Genomic DNA, 20,220 nt, shown 5'->3' on the forward strand with positions numbered 1-20,220 from the left:
TAAAATCACTTTTCAGCTTCTTTTTCTATATAATAGTGAATAGATTTATCATTAATAAAAACATCTTTTAAAACAGCATCACCGTTCTTAATAGCAACCAGAGCGTAAGTTTCATTTATAGAATCATTTCTTCTATTAAATTTTCTATATATATCTTCGGCTGGCTTTGCTTTAGACTCTTCCATATAATAACGATCAAAGGGCAAATTAAAACGAACTTCGGTAGAATGATAATCGTAATATTCAACTTCTACTTCAATAAAATCACGACTAGTATTGTGCTTCGTTTTACTCAAACTTTTCACTTTAGCATAACCTAAACTATCTTTTTCTAGATAGATTATAACTTTATCATTGCGCTGAATTGTAGAATCTATACTTTTAGCAGAACTCAATTCATATCGCAAAGTCACATACTTACCTCTAAAAGGGTCATTTGGATCAATAGGTTGCGTTTTAAACTTATAAACTGTTCCTGAGTTTAGAACGTCTTCTTTATTATAAATCATTTTAGCTGGCACAAGTAATTGAATTATTACCACTGCAATGAATATTAAAAATACATATATCGTTTTCATGTTAGCTTTTAATTTAGAGTTTGATGTTTGATTGCTTTCTGCTTTTTTAACATGATGTAATTAGCTAGGAAAAACCCAAGACCTACAACAACAAATAAAAGTCCTCTTAACACAAAACTCATATCTGTATCAAAAAAGCGACAAACAATAGCCGTTGCAATAATTAAGAGTCCATAATTTAAAATACTAAACCTAAAAGTATCTGCCCCTAATTTAACCGCAAACACACCAAATATTAATATCATTATGTTTGTAGAAATAGTACCTAATTTTGCGCTCTCACTTCCTAAAGCGAATACTATTAAGAAAATGATAAACACATATTGAAACACATTGAATTTAAATTTACCTTTTGGTATTTGGGAATACACTAACAAAGCCAATGCAATAAAAATTAAAACTATTGACACCCACATTTCTTGAGAATTAAATACAATTATTTCATATTGTATTTCTTCCCAAATAACATTAAAACTTAAAATCATCAGTAAAACAACAGAGCCAAAAGAGCCTAACACAACATAACTATTCCGTCTCAATTGTTGACTGTTAAATATCTCTAGCTGTCCTAAATTATAAAAAACTCCAAATAACATCGCATACATCACAAAGCCTAGTGCCCAATTATTTTGAATAAATGCACCTAACACAATAATCAAACTCAGTGCATACAACCAATTTAAAATAGCAGTAGAATTAGCTTTAGGTGATTTTTTTAATTCATTAAAATAAAAAGGAATTGTACCAATAAGTAATACAAAATATAGCCATGGTGATTTATTACCATATCCAAAACTATAACCATATTCACAAGCATAGTATGTAGAAAACCCAATCACAAATATTGCAACCGCTTTAGAGTTTAAAACATAAATTAATGGAAGACCAAGGACAATCCATGTTAGTAAATAACTGCTTAAATCTCCAGGAATATTATAAACCTGACTCACTAGTGCTATAGATGCACCAATAGCGAAAAACAGAAAAGTACCAGAGGACTCTTTCCATGCTTGGCTCTTATTTTTAAGAATTGAATAACTAGACAGTAATTGTCCAATTATTAGAGGCAAAAAGGCAAAAACAGTTTTTATTGTTCTTGAAAAATCATCCCAATTGTGGGCTAATATTAAAATGATTCCTAAACCAACTAATGCAGAACCTAATATTCCAAAAATGGTAAATAATGGATTTGATTGATTACTCCTTTTAGTTTCGTAATAATTATTTATACGATTTGCCACTTCAGAAGAAATAACATTATGATCTATTAATTCTGCTAAGTCGTTTTTGAGTTTTGATTTCATAGTCCTTAAATTTTATAAAAATAGAGAATTTAAAACCTCACAACACTAAATAATGTTGCAAGGTTTTTGGTTACTAACTAACCTATCATCAAAACTAATCTTCGTCTTCTATTGTTTTAATCTCATTATTTATATAAGCGACATCTCGTGTGTTTTTCTGCACTGCAATTGCTGAGAACAAACTCAATGCAAATGACATGGCATAAAACCCTTTTTCACTTAACTCTAGCGTTGCATTCCATAGACCAATGGCTAATAACACAATTGCCGCGACTGATGTAAACCAACTAATTCCAAAATACATTTCAGTAACCTGTATACCTTCTAATTTATCTCTTACTGCTTTCTGTACTGAGATTACTGAGAACAACCCAAAAAGTAGAATGGTAAAATAATAGCCATTTTCGTTGAGTTCCATAGTAGCATTCCAAAGACCCACGCAATAAGCAACCATACCAATAAGTAATGCGGACCATGATGCTCCAATAAATGCAGGTGTTGGTTTGTTGTTATACACCTTTCTTTCTTTCTTTTTAGTTTTTACTTTTTCTTCGTCTTTTAATGATACTGTTGTTTGATAATTCATAATGTTTTGTTTTAATGATTATGATGCAAATTTCAGGTAAACAACAAGATTCAGAAAACCATAATTTCAAAATAACTGACGATATATTATATAAATAAACTAAAATTTATTCTATATTTAGTATTTAAATAGAATTAATACTGACGAATAAATGATTGAAATAAAATCTATAATTAATACATTATCGACTGAAGACCATCAGAAATTCGTGAATTATCTTCAACAAAAGAATAAACGAAAGGACACAAAAAACATTCAGCTTTTTAAGTTACTTGCAAATAATTTTGACGACTCTAAGTCAATTTGCAAAAAACTATATAATACTGAAAAGAGCAATGCATATCATGCGCTAAGGAAAAGGTTATTTCAATCACTAATAGATTTTACAGCCAACAAAAACCTTGAAGATGAGAATTCAGTAGATATGCAAATTGTTAAATACATACTAGCATCACGCACATTTTTACTTCAGAATAATTTTAAAATCGCATATAAAACCTTAGATAAGGCGGAACGCTTGGCAGATGAGCATCTACTTTACCCAATGCTCAATGAAATTTATCATACAAAAATTCAATATGCTTCAAATTACCCTAAAATTGATTTGAATGAATTAATTATAAAACAGAAAGAAAACCAAAATAAACACCAACTAGAAGACCAGCTAAATATCGTCTATGCAAAACTAAAATCTGTTTTAAACGAAGTAACCTATAAAGGACATGTCATAGATTTTGAAACAGAATTAGAAGTCATACTAAACGAACACAACATTAAATTAGATGCATCACTTTCATTTAAATCATTATATCAAATTCTTGCTATAGCACATATATCTGCATTAGTGACCACTAAATATTATAAAATTGAAAATTTTGTACTTAAAACCTATGGTGTTTTAAAGCAAAAAAAGGAAACTGACAAACAATTATTTTATCAAATTCAGATTGTCTATATAATTGCCAATACACTGTTTAGAAATAAAAAGTTTGAATCATCATTAGCATACATAACAGAGATGGAGCAACTTATGCATCTTAAACAGCGCTCATATTACAAAACCTTTATTTTAAAGAAAACACTTGTAGAAGCTTTAAATCTTAATTATAACAACAAACAAGAGGAGGCCATTTTACTTGCAGAAAACATAATGTATAAAAAGCATAACGATATTGAGACACTATTAGATTTGCGATTATCTTGCTTTATGTTTTACTTTCAGAAGGCAGACTACGTTAAAGCAAAAACAATTTCTTCAAAATTTTATCACACAGACCAATGGTATATAGAAAAAGCAGGTATTGATTGGGTCATTAAAAAAAATGTTGCAGAACTATTACTATATATTGAATTACAGGAAGACGATTTATTCTTTTCGAGATTAAAAAGTTTTAAAAGAAGCTACTCAAATTACCTCAACCAAATTGAACAATCTAGAATTCTTACATTTTTAAAGTTTGCAGAACAGTATTATCTCAAGCCCGAAAGCATCAGCACTGAAAAATTCAAAAACAATCTTGAAACTTCCTTCGAATGGATTACTATACCAGAAGAAGACATTTTTGTTATTAGTTTTTATGCTTGGCTAAAAAGCAAGATTGAAAGACAGGACATCTACCCAACCACACTTCTGCTCTTAAATAGCTAATGTTAAATTCTGTGTTAAAAGAACGACATTCATTAAACGTTTTAATCTTAATACGGTCTAAACTGATATAACTTTAAAACAAAAACAAAATGAAAAAATTATTAATTATTGCACTAGCATTTGTAACCTTAAATGGTTTTGCACAAAGAGACGGTCATAAAAAGAACGATAGAGAAAATAAGTCTGAATTAAGAAAAGACATGACTCCTAATGACATTGCTGATTTAAAGTCTAAAAAGTTAACTCTAAAATTAGATTTAACAGACAAACAGCAAAAAGAGGTAAAAGCTTTGTTTTTAGAAGAAGCTCAAAACAGAGAAACTCTAAGAAAGGAACGCAAAGCTAAAGATGGAGAACAAAAAGAAAAGCCATCTACAGAAGAATTTGTAAAAATGCAAAATCTAAGATTGGATAAGCAAATACAAATGAAGCGCAAAATGAAAAGTATTTTAACAGCTGAGCAATACGCCAAGTTTGAAAAAATGAAGCCTAGAAAACACAAAAAAGAAAGAAAGCACAATAAAAAACGTAAATAAAAAGGAAAATTTGTATTAAAAAGTATCGCTTAGACGATACTTTTTTATTTTATTGAATAAAATTGTTACTTTAGTGACCAATTTATTAAATAGTCCATAATGAAAAAAGTAATTACTCTATGTTTATTTGCATTTGCTATGATTCTTGGTAGCCAAACTTTGGTTGCGCAGAACAGCAAATTAGATACAATGAAAGAAATAAACGCTGCAGCTTCTAAAAAAACTGAATCGTTAAGAAAATATGTAAAATTCAGTAGTGATCAGCGCGATCAAGTTTATGACGCTTTAAAACTTTACGGACAAAGTAAAGCGAATGCAGCAGGTAAAGATATCACTGAAGAAGAAGATGCTAAAATAGAGAAACAATTAGATGATAAAATTAAATCTATTTTATCTGATGAGCAGTATGAGTCTTATAAAGCATATCTATTAGAAAATTAAATAAAAAAGCCTCACTAACGTGAGGCTTTTTTATTTACAATATCTTTCTATTTATAATGACTTCGCTATTCGTTCTACCGCTGCAATAGTTTCATTTAAATCTTCATAAGTTAAAGCATCTGTTATAAACCAAGTTTCAAAAGCACTTGGAGCAATATAGATACCTTCATTTAACATCCCATGAAAGAATTTCTTAAAGGTCTCATTATTACCTTTAGCTGCTGATTCAAAATCTACAACTGCGTCTTCAGAAAAATGTACTGAAATCATAGAACCAATTCTATTAATAGTGTGTACTACATTATTCTTATTAAGAGCGTCAGTAATTCCGTTATGTAAATATTTTGTCTTCTCCTCTAGCCTATTCATTAAGCCTTTATCAGCATTCACTTCTTTTAGCATCGCTAAACCAGCAGCCATTGCTAAAGGATTACCACTTAAAGTTCCGGCTTGGTAAACAGGTCCCATAGGAGCTAAATAGTCCATTATTTCATTTCTTGCAGCAAAAGCACCAACTGGCAATCCACCACCAACTACTTTACCAAAACAAACAATATCAGCATTAACACTTTTTAGTTCTTGTACGCCACCTTTTGCTAATCTAAATCCTGTCATTACCTCATCAAAGATTAACAAGATATCATTAGCGTCACAAACTAATCTTAAATTTTCTAGAAACCCATCAACTGGAGGAATACAACCCATATTACCAGCAACCGGTTCAATAATAATTGCTGCTATTGTTCCTTTGTTAGCTTCAACAAGTGCCTTCACATTCTCTATATCATTATATCTTGCAAGCAAAGTGTCTTTGGCTGTCCCTTCAGTAACACCAGGACTATTAGGTGTACCAAATGTAATTGCACCACTTCCTGCTGCTATTAAAAATGAATCGCTATGACCATGATAACAACCCGAAAATTTTATAATTTTATCTTTTTTAGCAAAACCTCTAGCCAAACGAATGGCGCTCATACAAGCTTCTGTACCCGAATTAACAAAACGAATTTTATCAATATTTGGCACCATAGAAACTGCTAATTCCGCAATTTCTGTTTCAATCGCCGTTGGCATACCAAAAGAAGTTCCTTGTTTTGCTTTTTCAATGACAGCATCAACAACTGGAGGAAATGCATGACCGAGTAACATTGGTCCCCAAGAATTTATATAATCTATAAAACGATTTCCGTCTTCATCATAAACATAAGCACCTTTTGCTGATTTCGCAAAAATTGGAGTTCCCCCTACTGCATTAAAAGCTCTTACAGGTGAATTTACACCACCAGGAATTACGTTTTGAGCTTCTTTAAACAAAGCACTACTTCTTTGATATAACATATATTAATTAGGAATAATAAGTTGTTGACCAACTGTGAGGTCATTAGATTTTAAATTGTTTTTATCTTTAATTGCATCAACTGAAGTTTTATATAATCTCGAAAGTGAATACAGAGTATCGCCTTTAGCAACAACATGTTTTTTTAAAACCACTTTCTTTTTTCTACCTTCAATTATAGTGGTAGAATTTCTTTTTCTTTTTGTGGTCGTTGAACTCAATACTTCAGCGTCATATTTATAAAGTTCGTATCGTTCTATTAAACTAATTAATTTCTGAGGATATTTTCTATCAGTTGCATAACCTGCTGCTCGTAAACCTTTTGCCCAACCTTTATAGTCATCTGGCTTCAATTTAAACAAACTTGCATAACGTTTTCTACCTGTTAAGAATTTAGAATGATCTTCATAAGACATTTCTGATTTTTTATATTTTCTGAAACATTCTTGAGAGCGATCATCATCATGGTAAATCTTAGCCCCTTTCCATCCATGACATTTTATACCAAAATGATTATTAGCCTTAACCGCTAAACGACCTTTACCAGAGCCAGACTCTAATACACCTTGTGCTAGTGTAATACTAGCCGGAATTTTATGATTACGCATATTCTCTTTAGCAATATGAGCATATTGATCTAAATAAATTTCTACCGCATTTCTCGACTTTTTTTCTGCCACAACAGGCTTCTCAATGACATCTGTTTGTCTTTCCTCTTGAGTATCCTTAACTACAATAGTCTTTTTAGTTTCAGTCCTTTTCTTTTTAGTAACGATACCTTTTTTAGGACCACAGCTCATCGCTGTTAAGACCAATGCTATAATTATATATTTAAATTTCATTTTATACTTCAATTAAAGGTTGGTTTTTTCGCTTCAACATGTCATTAACACCTGCAATACCTTGTAAACCTCCTGTATGGATAACTAGTATTTTAGAATTTGGAGGAAAAAATTCCTTTTCAATTAAATCAAATATTCCATACATCATCTTACCTGTGTAAATGGGGTCTAACGGAATATTATTATCTCTTCTAAATTTATTAATAAACGAAATTAATTCTGGCTTTATTTTGCCATAACCACCAAAATGATAGTCTGTAATTAATTTCCAATTATCTTGATTTGCAAATTTACGAATATCTTGTTGTAAAAAATCACCTTTTAATCCTGGAAAACCCAATATTTTCTGATATTTATTAGAAGCATTAATTATACCAGAAATTGTACCACCTGTCCCTACTGCACAACAAACATAATCAAAGTCAGCATCTTCTGGCAGTAATATTTCTTCACATCCTTTAATGGCTAATTCATTCGTACCTCCTTCTGGTATTAAGTAAAACGTCCCGAATTCAATTTTTAATTGATTGATAAATTCGAGATTTGTTTTCGTTCTATAGGCTTCCCTCGAAATAAATTTAAATTTCATTCCACAACTTTTTGCAAAAGCTAAAGTTGGATTTAATTCTGATTTATGCTCTAACTCCTCTCCTCTAATTATTCCTACAGTATTAAATCCATACTTTTTGCCAGCAAAAGCTACGGCCGCAATATGATTTGAAAATGCACCACCAAAGGTTAATAGAGCAGATGAATTAATTTCTCTCGCTTTTAATAAATTATACTTCAATTTTCGATATTTATTACCAGAAATAAATGTGTGAATCAAATCCTCCCGTTTCACAACCACACTAATGGAATTATTAAATGAAATTTTCTGATTTTGAATATTATAATTAATCAAATCCTTTTTCTACAAAGATAAGTAACTCATTTCAATCATTATCTACTCAATACTGTAAGAAAAAACACATAAAATGCCATTAATCGATGTTTTTTGTCGTTTTATCGGTATAAAATTATTTTTTTTTCACATTTTTTATTACGTTTGATCAATTATTAAATGAATTAATCCAAATAAGTAAAGATTTTTAGCAAATTACAATTAACTCCATGGATGATATTGTAGTTTATAAACCCTAGTTATTATGAAGAATATTTTACATTCTCAGTTATATTACATATTTAATTCTTGTTCAAAACCCAACAAGAAACCTTTGTTATTATTGCTTTTTTTAGGACTACTGTTAAATAGTAATTTAGCTCATGCACAGTTACCTTTGTTCGATAATTTTGAATCTGGTTGGGGAAATTGGAATGATGGCGGAAATCGTTGTGACCGTAATTTCAACACTAATATTAATGGAAATTGGAACATTAGAACTAGAGATAATTCAGGTGTAAATTCATCATTATATAGTGACCCAATTAACCTAACCTCATATTCATCTGTTACTATTGATTTTCTTTTTTATGCTAATAGTATGGAAAATGGAGAAAATTTTTATGTAGAATACTTTAACGGTTCTGGATATACAACTATTGCAAATTATGTGCGTGGTACCGACTTTAATAATAACACTGTTTACAACGAATCTATTACATTAACTTCGGGAGCATATACTTTTAATGCTAATTCGTTTTTCAGAATTGTTTGTGATGCTAGCGCTACTAATGACCAAGTCTATATAGACGACATAAATATAACAGGTACTACGACAAGTAGCCCACTTACAAATGACGATTGTTCAGATGCCATAATGTTAACGCCAGATACAAGCTGTATTACTACAACAGGCACAACAGTAGGTGCAACGCAATCTTTAACTGGTTGTACAGGATCTGCGGATGATGATGTATGGTATTCTTTTATAGCAACAAGTACTGATCACACAATAACTGTAGAGGCAGGTACTATAAATGATATTGTATTTCAAGTTTTTTCTGGAGGTTGTAGTGGAAGCTCTATCGTTTGTAGAGACAGCACAGGTGGAGGATCGACAGAATCAACTACTTTAACTGGTCTAACAATCGGAGACTTATATCATATAAGAGTTTATAGTTATTTTAACGGCACAGGTCAAACAGGAACTTTTGATATATGTGTAGTTGGAATAACTGTAACTGACCCACCTCCACCAAATGATGATTGTTCCAATGCTATATCGTTAACTGCATCATTTACATGTAGCCCTGTTACTGGCACAACAGTTGGAGGTACAGAGTCGCAAACCGGTTGTTCAGGAGCAGCGGATGACGACGTATGGTACTCTTTTGTGGCTACAAGACCTGAACTCGAAATAATAGTAGAACCTGGAACTATTAATAATGTAATATTTGAAGTTTTTTCCGGTGGCTGTAATGGCAACTCATTAGCCTGTGTAGACGACACTGTTGGTGCGTTAACAGAATCAACTATCCTGATAGCACTAAATGTAGGAACTACTTATTACGTTAGGGTATACAGTAAAAACAGAAATAGAGACTATGGTACTTTTGATATCTGTGTATTGGAAACGTGTCAGGCATCAGGTGCCACTGGTACTTCTACATTAGCTTGCCCATATATAGATGCTGGAGGGGTTGGACTATCAGGATCGGATGTTGAGATTAATTGTTCCGTTGAATCCACTACACTAGAAGCTAATTATTTAGATTTAAAAGATACATCTTCCTACGAGGTAGAATCAATACCGTACAATCCGCCATTTCAATATGGTTGTTTAGAATTCCCTGTTAGTGTTAATGTAGATGACGTTTTTTCACCAGTGATTAATTTAGGCTTTGATTTTTGTTTTTTTGGAAATACTTATGATTCATTGGTGATAGGCTCAAACGGAGTTATTTCGTTTGATACTAGCTTAGCCAATAGCTCATCTGGATGGCGAATGTTTAGAGATATTCCAAGTGACGTTAACGCCAGTGATTACCAAGGTCCAGGTGGAAGTCAAAGAAATTTTTATTTTGGTCCATCTATCTACGGCGTATACCACGATGTAGACCCTAGTGTTGGAGGGGAAATTGGTTATCAACTTATAACTTTAGATACTGGTTGCAGAGCATTAGTAGCCTCTTGGAGTGAAGTCCCAATGTATTCTGATAATTCAAAATTATATACTGGAATGATTGTATTTTATGAATCTACAAATATAATCGATGTTTACATAAAAGAAAAAACTATTGACGGGACATGGAATGGAGGAAATGCCGCTGTAGGTATCCAAGCCAACAGTTCTCTGGGGGTCGTAGCAAATAATAGAAATACTTCTAGTACTAATTGGGCGACAACAAATGAAGCATGGAGGTTTACTCCATCTGGATCATCAATTACTACATTAAAATGGTATGAAAATTCTATTTCAGTGGCTAATGAAATTATAGACCCAAATAATGACGGTGAAATAGAAATAAACCCATTAGAAACAACTACCTATATTGCGCAAGTGACTTATGATTTATGTAATGGATCTACAATAGCGGAGTCTGATCCTTCAACCGTTACAGTAACCGGTAAAAAAACATGGAATGGCTCGCAAAGTACAGCTTGGGAAAACGATAATAATTGGACACCAAATGGAGTACCTGTAGATACTAATTGTATTACTATACCTGTTACGGCTAATGACCCAATAATGTTAGGTTCTACAGATGGCTATGGATTTAATTTAAGTATTGAAGATGGTGCAACATTAACACAACAATCAAACGCTTCATTAACAATTGAAGATGCAATTGCCATTGAACCCAATGGAGATTTAGAGGTAAATAGTGGCGCAAGTATTATTCAAATAACAGATGTTGATATCAATAAAAATACTGGTGACGCTAAAGTGCGCCGTAAAGTTGACGGAATAGATAATTATGATTACGTATATTGGTCATCTCCAGTAGATATATTTGATGTTGAAAACATTTCGCCTGGAACAAACAACTATTACATTTACAAATGGACACCTACTGAAGCTAATGGAACCACTGGTAATCATGGAAATTGGATTAATACCCAAGAAAATATGGAATTAGGAAAAGGTTACATTGTACGTGGACTTACAGGGACTTCTATATCTAATACAGCCGAGTTTATTGGAACACTAAACAATGGTAAAATTTCTTTACCAATTTCTCGTGGTTCTTATACAGGTGGAGATTATACAGGTATTGGAAATACAGCAACAGCTGAAGATGATAATTGGAATCTTTTAGGAAACCCATATCCTTCTGCTATATCACTAAATGATTTTGTCTTAGCTAATCCTGCTATTGATGGGACATTATATTTCTGGCAACATTTAACACCAGCAACAAGTGCAATAGACAATCCTTTTTACAATGGTTATATCTATAATTATTCAGATAGTGAATATTTAGCAGCAAACAGTTTGGGATCAACACCTCCTGGATTTAACGATTATATTGCTGCTGGTCAAGGATTCTTTGCCTTAATGCTAGACTCAGCTCCAACTAGTAGTAATGTTACATTTAGCAATACTATGAGAGGAAATTTTGCTAATGATGGGTTTTATAGGAGCGCAACAACTGCTGAGGATAAACATCGTATATGGTTAGATTTAGTCAGCGAAGATAATACGGCATTATCTACCTTAATTGGCTTTACAAATGGAGCAACTGACGGAATTGACAGATTATATGATGGATTTATAATAAATCAAGCAGGTAATCAATTCTATTCCCTAGTAAGTGATGAAAAACTTACGATTCAAGGAAAAGGACTTCCTTTTGTTGAAACAGAAACAATTCCTTTAGGTTATAAAACTAACAATTCGGGAACGTTTACGATATCAATTAATCAATTAGATGGCCTATTTGCAAACACTAGTCAAAATATTTACTTAGAAGACACAGAACTTAATATCATTCATGATTTAAGAGCAAATCAATATGTCTTCACAACACAAGATGGTGTTTTTAACGATCGATTTATTTTAAGATTCACTACACAATCTTTAAGTATAAAAGACCAAGAAATAGTTTCTGACTTAGAAATTAAATCATTTAACAAAACTGTAATTGCTAAATCAGGCTTAAGCACAATTAAATCATTTGAATTATTTGATGTAACAGGACGAGTGATTCACAAAAATCTAAAGGTAAATAATACAGATTATAGTTTCTCTACAACGAATTTGAGTATTGGAACCTACTTTGTAAAAGTATCTTTAGAAACTGGAGCTATTGCAACTAAAAAAGTAATAATCAATTAAAATAATTTAAAAAGTTAAAAAAAGGCCTTGATTTTAGATAATCAAGGTCTTTTTCATTTATATACGCTTCACGCTCAAATGAAATATTTCTATAGGCTAAATTCCAGTTTCTATATTTAACCAATCGAATTAAAAATTCCAATATATATATCAATAAAAATGGAATAATGAGTAATTCTATTTGTTGTCTTAGATGAATTCTTTCATGATTTATAAGAACACTTCTCCCTTTTAAAACTTTAGATTTTAAAATCATAAAAGGAAAAATTGTAATTCCTATGTAACCTCTAGGAACAAGATATTTTGAAATAATTATCATACTCTATTCGTTTCAAAAATCACACCAAATTACATTATCTTTGTTTAATATGAAGAAATATGTCCCAATCGAAGACGGAGACTACTATCTCACACCAGAAGGCTATCGATGTTTTACTGAACAATACCATCTAAAACGTGGTTATTGTTGTGAAAGCGGCTGCAGACACTGTCCATATGGTTTTAATAAGAATACATTAAAAAAAAAGTAATGCAAGTATCAGAACTATCATTCAAAGATCAAATATTAGAAGGTATTCCAAATATATTACCTGAACCAAAATCTTATGATGAGTCAATAAATCATGCACCAAAACGTAAGGCTATTTTAACTTCTGAAGAAGAAAAACTCGCATTGAAAAATGCATTACGTTATTTTAATAAAAAAGATCATAAAACACTACTACATGAGTTTAAATACGAATTAGACACTTATGGTCGTATCTACATGTATCGCTTAAGGCCAGATTACAAAATGTATGCTAGGCCAATTAGTGAATATCCTGCTAAATCATCACAAGCTGCAGCGATTATGTTAATGATTCAGAATAATTTAGATTATGCTGTAGCACAACATCCACATGAATTAATCACCTATGGAGGAAATGGAGGTGTTTTTTCAAACTGGGCGCAATACCGTTTAACAATGAAGTATTTGGCCGAAATGAATAATGAACAAACATTAGTAATGTATTCTGGTCACCCTATGGGTTTATTCCCTTCACATAAAGAAGCTCCAAGAGTCGTTGTTACTAATGGAATGATGATACCTAATTACTCCAAACCAGATGATTGGGAAAAATTTAATGCATTAGGTGTTACACAATATGGGCAAATGACAGCTGGTAGTTATATGTATATTGGTCCTCAAGGTATTGTTCATGGTACAACAATTACTGTTTTAAACGGTTTTAGGAAAATAGGAAAAGAGCCTAAAGGAAATCTTTTTGTTACTTCTGGATTAGGTGGAATGTCTGGAGCACAACCTAAAGCTGGAAATATTGCAGGATGTATCACTGTATGTGCAGAAGTGAATCCAAAAATTACCCAAGTACGACTAGAACAAGGTTGGATTGATGAAAAAATCACAGATTTAGACAAACTCGTCTCAAGAGTAAATAAAGCTAAAGCCGAGAAAGAAACAATTTCAATTGCGTATCTAGGAAACATTGTAGAGGTATGGGAAAAATTTGATGATGCAAATATTCATATAGACTTAGGAAGTGACCAAACCTCACTTCATAATCCTTGGGCTGGAGGTTATTATCCTGTTGACATTTCTTTTGAAGATGCTAATATAATGATGGCTAATAATCCCGAATTATTTAAACTAAAAGTCCAAGAAACACTCCGACGTCATGTAGATGCTATAAATAAACATACTGCAAAAGGTACTTATTTTTTCGACTACGGAAATGCATTTCTCTTAGAAGCTTCTCGGGCAGGTGCAGATGTTATGGCGAAAAATGACATTGACTTTAAATATCCGAGTTACGTGCAAGATATTATGGGACCAATGTGTTTTGATTATGGTTTTGGACCTTTTCGTTGGGTTTGCGCTTCAGGTAAGCCAGAAGATTTAGCAAAAACAGATGAAATTGCTTGTCAGGTTTTAGAGGATATAAAAAAGAATTCTCCATCAGAAATTAAGCAACAAATGGCAGATAACATCCAATGGATTAAAGGTGCTCAAGAGAATAAATTAGTCGTGGGTTCACAAGCCAGAATTCTCTATGCTGATGCCGAAGGACGAATGAAGATTGCTGAAGCATTTAACCAAGCCATTGCTAAAAATGAAATTGGAGAAATAATTCTTGGTAGAGACCACCATGATGTATCAGGTACAGATTCGCCGTACAGAGAAACCAGTAATATTTATGATGGGTCACGTTTTACAGCAGATATGGCTATTCAAAATGTTATAGGTGATAGTTTTAGAGGCGCAACTTGGGTCAGCATACATAATGGTGGTGGTGTTGGTTGGGGAGAAGTTATTAATGGAGGATTTGGTATGGTTCTTGATGGTAGTATAGAATCATCAAAACGTTTAAAACAAATGCTGTTTTGGGATGTTAATAATGGGATTTCTAGGCGAAGTTGGGCTAGAAATGAAGGTGCTATTTTCGCAATTAAACGCGCTATGGAAGCTGAACCTAATTTAAAAATAACATTACCAAATATTGTAGATGATAATTTATTAAACGAAGTTTAACTAAAAACAAAACCATTATGAACAAACTACTCAAATTCACTCCAATATTACTTTTACTAGTAATATTATCATCTTGCAGCTCTGTTAAAGTTGCTGCAGATTATGACAGAGAAGCAAATTTTGACGATTACAAAACCTTCGCTTTCTTTAAACCTGGAATCGATAAAGCAGAAATCAATGATATTGATAAAAGGCGTATATTAAGAGCTATCGAAGCCGAGTTAATCTCAAAAGGGTATACAAAATCTGAAAACCCTGATATGCTGGTAAGCATATTTACCAAGTCTAACCAACGTGTTGATGTTTACAACAATGCCTGGGGAAATGGAGCTTGGGGCTGGGGAGGTTATGGAGGCTGGGGCTGGCGCTCAGGCTGGAATAACAATCAAATATCAACATCAACTGAAGGTGTCTTGTATATTGATTTGATTAATACTAAAAAGAAAGAATTAATATGGCAAGGTTCAGGTACTGGAAATCTTGAGATGAAAAATGTAGAAAAGAAAGAAGCTCGCATTAAAGAATTCGTTTCAGAAATGTTAATGTTATTTCCTCCAGAACAGAAATAATAAAACTCAAAATTATATGGAAAGCACTAGTTTAATAACTAGTGCTTTTTTGTTTCATGAGCCATTTGCTTAAGCTTTAAATCTAAATAATATATCTTTGCCGACTTTTAAAAGCATATTCTATGAAATTCGGGCAAAAATCACTTAAAAACTTTACACAAAACCCTAAGAATGACATTCTTTCGGGTATTACTGTATCACTAGCCATGATACCTGAAGTTGTTGCATTTGCATTTGTTGCTCAAATTAGTCCTATTGTAGCACTTTTCGGAGCATTTATCATTGGTATTATTTCTGCTCTTTTTGGAGGTAGACCCGGTTTAATTTCAGGTGCAGCAGGAGCCGTTGCTGTTATTTTTGTTCATATGATACAAGAAGGACATGCAAAAGGGCTTTTATTTGACACTCCTGTTGAGAACATGGGTTATTTTTATCTGTTAGCAGCTGTTGTTTTAATGGGAATTATTCAGGTATTTGCAGGTATATTTAAACTTGGAAAATTCGTAAGGCTAATTCCACACCCTGTTATGATGGGCTTTGTTAATGGTTTAGCCATTGTCATTTTTATGGCACAATTAGGTATGTTCAAAGAGAATACAAAAGATATTTTTGGACAGAACATGCGTAATACTGAATCTAAGGAATTGGTATATAACGTTAATGACAATACCGTTAACGATTTAATTTCTGGTACTGCGTTATTCTCAATAAACGACCAGTCCGTAAAAAACATTAATACTGGCAAGGACGTTTTTGTTATTGCAGACAATCAAGTATATGATATTGACACAAAAAAGGTTGTATTCAACATTCAAGATAACGGATTCTACTCTGTAAAAGATAATGGTGTTGTAAAATCTACAATGCAAGGGAATAAGCTCTATATAATGATAGGTCTTGTTTTACTAACCATGTTTATAATTTGGGGGCTACCAAAGCTGACTAAAAAATTACCAGCAGCATTAACGGCAATTCTAATTGTAACTTTAATTTCTATTTTTGGAGGACTTGAATCTATCAACGTTGGTGACTTTATAAGAGATGGCGGTGGCGCTGGTCTTAACGGTTTTGATGAACTTTCTAGCAAACTAAACCTCTTGGAACTTTGGAGTAATCTACCTTTCAATCTAGACACTTTAAAATTCATTGCACCTTATGCCTTTTTAGCGGCATCAGTAGGATTAATAGAAACATTAATGACTATGAATCTTGTTGATGAATTAACGGATTCTCGAGGAAATGGAAATAAAGAATGTGTTGCACAAGGCGCAGGAAATATGCTTAGTGGGTTATTCGGTGGAACTGGCGGTTGTGGAATGATTGGGCAGACAGTAATTAACATCAACGCAGGAGGACGAGGACGATTATCTGGTGTAATGATGGCTGTAACTTTGCTAACATTTATATTATTCGCAGATAAATATATTGAACAAGTACCAATTGCAGCACTAGTTGGCGTAATGTTTATGATGGTTATTGAAACTTTTGCTTGGTCTAGTTTTAGAATTATGAAAAAAATACCAATGTCAGATGCCATAGTGTTAATCATAGTTTCTATTGTTACCGTTATTTTTGACTTGGCAATTGCCGTATTTGTAGGTGTAATTATTTCAGCTCTGTCATTTGCTTGGGAAAACGCAAAAAGAATTAGAGCAAGGAAACGTGTTAAGGAAGATGGCACTAAAACTTATGAAATTTGGGGTCCTTTATTCTTTGGAAGTATAACCTCTTTTAATGAAAAGTTCGATATTAAAAATGACCCAGATATAGTAGAAATTGATTTCGTTGAAGCTCGAATTTCGGATCATTCAGCTATAGAAGCTATATTCAACTTAGTTGAGAAATACCAAGCTGCAGGAAAATCAATTAAGTTAAAGCATTTGAGTGAAGACTGTAAAATATTGTTATATAAAGCCAGTCCTAAATTTAAAGATGTAATCGTTGAAGCAATTGATGACCCACGCTATCATTTAGCTGAAAACCCAGAAAAATTTACAAAATCATTATTTGAATATGACATCTAAATTTTGAGCATTCTATTTCACTAGAGACTAAGGACTAGATACTTATCTTTATTTTCAAAATAATAGACCTAAAATAATTGAATATCAATTAATTAGACTACATTTGCATCTTAATTTAATATATTATAATATGAGTACTGGTACAGTAAAATTTTTTAATGACTCTAAAGGTTTTGGATTCATAACAGAAGAAGGAAACAACAAAGAGCATTTTGTACACATTTCTGGTTTAGTCGATGAGATTAGAGAAGGAGACAATGTAGAATTCGATTTAGCAGAAGGAAAAAAAGGATTAAACGCAGTAAATGTAAAAGTTATATAATTATATATCTTACAATCTTTTTAAGAATAAAGCCTATCTTTTGGATAGGCTTTTTTATGTTCAATAGTTAAATATTTAATCCCAAAGAATTACCAAGTATTAATAATTCAATAATGTCTCTATTTTAACTTTCACTTTATCCGTCGAAGGAATCATGGTTTCTTCTAAAATCGAATTTAAAGGAATTGCTGGCATATTCTCACTTCCAATAACCATTACTGGTGCATCTAAATATTTGAAACATTCTTCTTGTATTTTACCAGATAATGCTCTTGCAAAACTATTATTTGAAGGCTCTTCTGTTACAACAAGACACTTTCCTGTTTTCTTAACCGATTTTATAATTGTGTCTTCATCTAAAGGAAATAGAGTTCGTAAATCAATCACTTCAATTTGGTCTTGCATACCAAGTTCTGCACTAGCATTCATTGCCCAATGCACTCCCATTCCATAAGTAACAATAGTTAATGTTTCTACATTTTCTTGTTTCCAAATTTCTTGTAAAACCCATGCTTTACCAAAAGGCAATACATAATCTTCACTTGGCTCAACAGATGTTGCACCTTGTGTTCCTGGTACTTTAGACCAATACAAACCTTTGTGTTCTAAAATAACTACAGGATTAGGATCGTAATAAGCCGCTTTCATCAACCCTTTTAAATCGGCTCCATTACTTGGATAGGCTATTTTTATACCTCTAATATTTGTTATCACACTTTCTACTGAAGAGGAATGATAAGGTCCACCACTTCCGTAAGCACCAATCGGTACTCTCAGAATCATGCTTACTGGCCATTTACCATTAGATAAATAACAACTTCTACTGACTTCTGTAAATAATTGATTTAAGCCAGGCCAAATATAATCGGCAAACTGAACCTCAACAATGGGTTTTAATCCAACTGCACTCATGCCAACTGTAGAACCTACAATAAAAGCTTCTTGTATTGGTGTATTAAATACACGGTCGTCTCCAAATTTTTGCGCTAATGTTGCTGCTTCTCTAAAAACACCACCAAGTCTTCCACCTACATCTTGCCCATAGAGTAAACATTCTTTGTGCTTTTTCATCAGCTCTTCTACTGCGAATAAAGCGCAATCTACCATCACGACTTTCTCAGCACCTTCTGGTGAACGTGTTCCTTTTTCCTCAGTAATTGGGGTGGGTACAAAATCGTTGGTAAATAAATCTTCCGGTTTTGGGTCTTCAGCCAATAACGCTCTTTCAAAATCGGACTGCACTTTCGCTTTCGCGGAATTTTCTAGCTCTAAAACGTCTTGTTCTGAAAATCCTGCATCTAGTAATTGTTGTTTTAAAACTGGATAAGGATCACGAGAGCGTGCCTCTTCTAAATCATCACGATACCATTCCATTCTTACTCCTGAAGTATGGTGATTTAATAATGGTACTTTTGCGTGTACTAAAAATGGTCTACGCTCTGCACGAATAGTTTCTATGACTTTTTCTAATGCTTCGTAGCTTTCCGTAAAGTTTGCTCCATCTATTGAGATAGCGTCTAAACCTTTAAAGCCTTGCGCATATTCAAAAGCATTTTGCGCTCTTGTTTCTGCTGCATTGGCACTAATATCCCAACCGTTATCTTGCACTAAATATAAGATTGGCATTTGCTTTAATGCTGCCATTTGAAAAGCTTCGGCTATTTCACCTTCGGTTACTGATGCGTCTCCTAAAGAACACACCACGAATGGCAAATCTTTAAGTGTTTTATCGTCTAAACCTTGTAATTCTTTATACTGCATTCCCATAGCAACTCCTGTTGCTGGAATGGTTTGCATTCCTGTTGCAGAAGATTGGTGTGGAATTTTAGGTTTATCGTCATCCTTTAAACTAGGATGCGAATAGTAAGTTCTTCCGCCTGAAAATGGATCGTCTTTTTTAGCCAACAATTGCAACATTAAATCGTAAGGCTCTAAACCAAACGATAACAACATGGCATCGTCTCTGTAATACGGAAAGGCATAATCTTGAGGTAATAATTGTAATCCTAGAGCTATTTGAATAGCTTCGTGTCCACGAGATGTTGCATGTACATATTTTGAAACTTGTTTAAAATTAGCTTCGTATAGTTCTGCCATAGCTTTTGCTGTGCAGAGTTTTGAAAATCCTTTTTTTAGTGTTTCTTTTTTCATATCAATGCCTGCGAAAGCAGGTATCTATTTTATTAAAATATCAAGATCAATCATCTTTTATTAGCCTGAAAAACCTTTTCCGTTCGAGTTGGTTTGCGTTAGGGATTACTCGTTTATTCTTATTTAATAAA

Annotated in this window: 17 protein-coding genes; 9 read left to right on the forward strand and 8 right to left on the reverse strand. The window is 32.7% G+C overall.

The window, feature by feature from the left end:
• Positions 1-5 precede the first annotated feature (5 nt).
• The 3 genes from Q0807_RS00105 to yiaA all read right to left on the reverse strand — a co-directional run bounded on the left by Q0807_RS00105 (position 6) and on the right by yiaA (position 2,468).
• Positions 6-578, reverse strand: a complete 573-nt coding sequence (locus tag Q0807_RS00105) for a GDYXXLXY domain-containing protein (protein WP_299104935.1) — start codon at positions 576-578, stop codon at positions 6-8.
• 8 nt (positions 579-586) lie between these two features.
• On the reverse strand, positions 587-1,882 hold the full coding sequence (locus Q0807_RS00110; RefSeq protein ID WP_299104937.1) for a DUF2157 domain-containing protein: 1,296 nt from the start codon (positions 1,880-1,882) through the stop codon (positions 587-589).
• Positions 1,883-1,976: 94 nt separating this feature from the next.
• On the reverse strand, positions 1,977-2,468 hold the full coding sequence (yiaA, locus tag Q0807_RS00115; RefSeq protein ID WP_299104939.1) for an inner membrane protein YiaA: 492 nt from the start codon (positions 2,466-2,468) through the stop codon (positions 1,977-1,979).
• Positions 2,469-2,619: 151 nt separating this feature from the next.
• On the opposite strand from yiaA, the gene Q0807_RS00120 reads away from it, so the two are divergent.
• From Q0807_RS00120 to Q0807_RS00130, 3 genes are all read left to right on the forward strand, one after another.
• Entirely contained in the window at positions 2,620-4,116 is a 1,497-nt protein-coding gene (locus Q0807_RS00120; RefSeq protein WP_299104941.1) for a hypothetical protein, read from the forward strand.
• Between the two features lie 89 nt (positions 4,117-4,205).
• A complete protein-coding gene (locus Q0807_RS00125; protein WP_299104943.1) occupies positions 4,206-4,652 on the forward strand; it encodes a hypothetical protein in 447 nt (148 codons plus the stop codon).
• Positions 4,653-4,751: 99 nt separating this feature from the next.
• The gene (locus Q0807_RS00130) at positions 4,752-5,093 is read left to right on the forward strand and encodes a hypothetical protein (protein ID WP_299104945.1); all 342 of its coding nucleotides are present in this window, start codon (positions 4,752-4,754) and stop codon (positions 5,091-5,093) included.
• Between the two features lie 51 nt (positions 5,094-5,144).
• On the opposite strand, the gene hemL is transcribed toward Q0807_RS00130, so the two are convergent.
• The 3 genes from hemL to Q0807_RS00145 are packed head-to-tail and all read right to left on the reverse strand — an operon-like array spanning position 5,145 to position 8,172.
• Entirely contained in the window at positions 5,145-6,431 is a 1,287-nt protein-coding gene (gene hemL, locus Q0807_RS00135) for a glutamate-1-semialdehyde 2,1-aminomutase (protein ID WP_299104948.1), read from the reverse strand.
• A 3-nt stretch (positions 6,432-6,434) separates the two neighbouring features.
• Positions 6,435-7,271: a glucosaminidase domain-containing protein gene (locus Q0807_RS00140; protein ID WP_299104950.1), complete on the reverse strand. Its 837-nt coding sequence runs from the start codon at positions 7,269-7,271 to the stop codon at positions 6,435-6,437.
• 1 nt (position 7,272) lies between these two features.
• Positions 7,273-8,172 (reverse strand): 1-aminocyclopropane-1-carboxylate deaminase/D-cysteine desulfhydrase, encoded by a 900-nt coding sequence (locus Q0807_RS00145; protein ID WP_299106083.1) that lies wholly within the window; start codon positions 8,170-8,172, stop codon positions 7,273-7,275.
• A gap of 247 nt (positions 8,173-8,419) precedes the next feature.
• On the opposite strand from Q0807_RS00145, the gene Q0807_RS00150 reads away from it, so the two are divergent.
• A complete protein-coding gene (locus tag Q0807_RS00150; RefSeq protein ID WP_299104952.1) occupies positions 8,420-12,493 on the forward strand; it encodes a T9SS type A sorting domain-containing protein in 4,074 nt (1,357 codons plus the stop codon).
• Here the strand turns inward: Q0807_RS00150 and Q0807_RS00155 are convergent.
• A complete protein-coding gene (locus Q0807_RS00155; RefSeq protein WP_299104954.1) occupies positions 12,486-12,812 on the reverse strand; it encodes a hypothetical protein in 327 nt (108 codons plus the stop codon). The two genes, Q0807_RS00150 and Q0807_RS00155, sit on opposite strands and share 8 nt — an antisense overlap.
• Before the next feature lie 49 nt (positions 12,813-12,861).
• Between Q0807_RS00155 and Q0807_RS00160 the strand changes: the two genes are divergently transcribed.
• The 5 genes from Q0807_RS00160 to Q0807_RS00180 all read left to right on the forward strand — a co-directional run bounded on the left by Q0807_RS00160 (position 12,862) and on the right by Q0807_RS00180 (position 17,938).
• The gene (locus Q0807_RS00160; RefSeq protein WP_161624671.1) at positions 12,862-13,023 is read left to right on the forward strand and encodes a DUF5522 domain-containing protein; all 162 of its coding nucleotides are present in this window, start codon (positions 12,862-12,864) and stop codon (positions 13,021-13,023) included.
• Positions 13,023-15,023, forward strand: coding sequence for a urocanate hydratase (locus tag Q0807_RS00165; protein WP_299104961.1), 2,001 nt, complete (start codon positions 13,023-13,025; stop codon positions 15,021-15,023). The genes Q0807_RS00160 and Q0807_RS00165 overlap by 1 nt, the downstream gene beginning before the upstream one ends.
• A gap of 17 nt (positions 15,024-15,040) precedes the next feature.
• Entirely contained in the window at positions 15,041-15,592 is a 552-nt protein-coding gene (locus tag Q0807_RS00170; RefSeq protein WP_299104963.1) for a DUF4136 domain-containing protein, read from the forward strand.
• A 122-nt stretch (positions 15,593-15,714) separates the two neighbouring features.
• On the forward strand, positions 15,715-17,616 hold the full coding sequence (locus Q0807_RS00175; RefSeq protein WP_299104965.1) for a SulP family inorganic anion transporter: 1,902 nt from the start codon (positions 15,715-15,717) through the stop codon (positions 17,614-17,616).
• A 130-nt stretch (positions 17,617-17,746) separates the two neighbouring features.
• Positions 17,747-17,938 (forward strand): cold-shock protein, encoded by a 192-nt coding sequence (locus Q0807_RS00180; RefSeq protein WP_020895249.1) that lies wholly within the window; start codon positions 17,747-17,749, stop codon positions 17,936-17,938.
• Positions 17,939-18,037: 99 nt separating this feature from the next.
• Here the strand turns inward: Q0807_RS00180 and Q0807_RS00185 are convergent, their stop codons facing one another.
• Positions 18,038-20,089 carry a thiamine pyrophosphate-dependent enzyme gene (locus Q0807_RS00185; protein WP_299104974.1) on the reverse strand — a complete coding sequence of 684 codons (2,052 nt, stop codon included), beginning with the start codon at positions 20,087-20,089 and terminating at the stop codon, positions 18,038-18,040.
• Positions 20,090-20,220: the final 131 nt, after the last annotated feature.

Origin of the sequence: uncultured Winogradskyella sp., assembly GCF_947495255.1 — a bacterium.
Taxonomy (GTDB): Bacteria; Bacteroidota; Bacteroidia; order Flavobacteriales; family Flavobacteriaceae; genus Winogradskyella.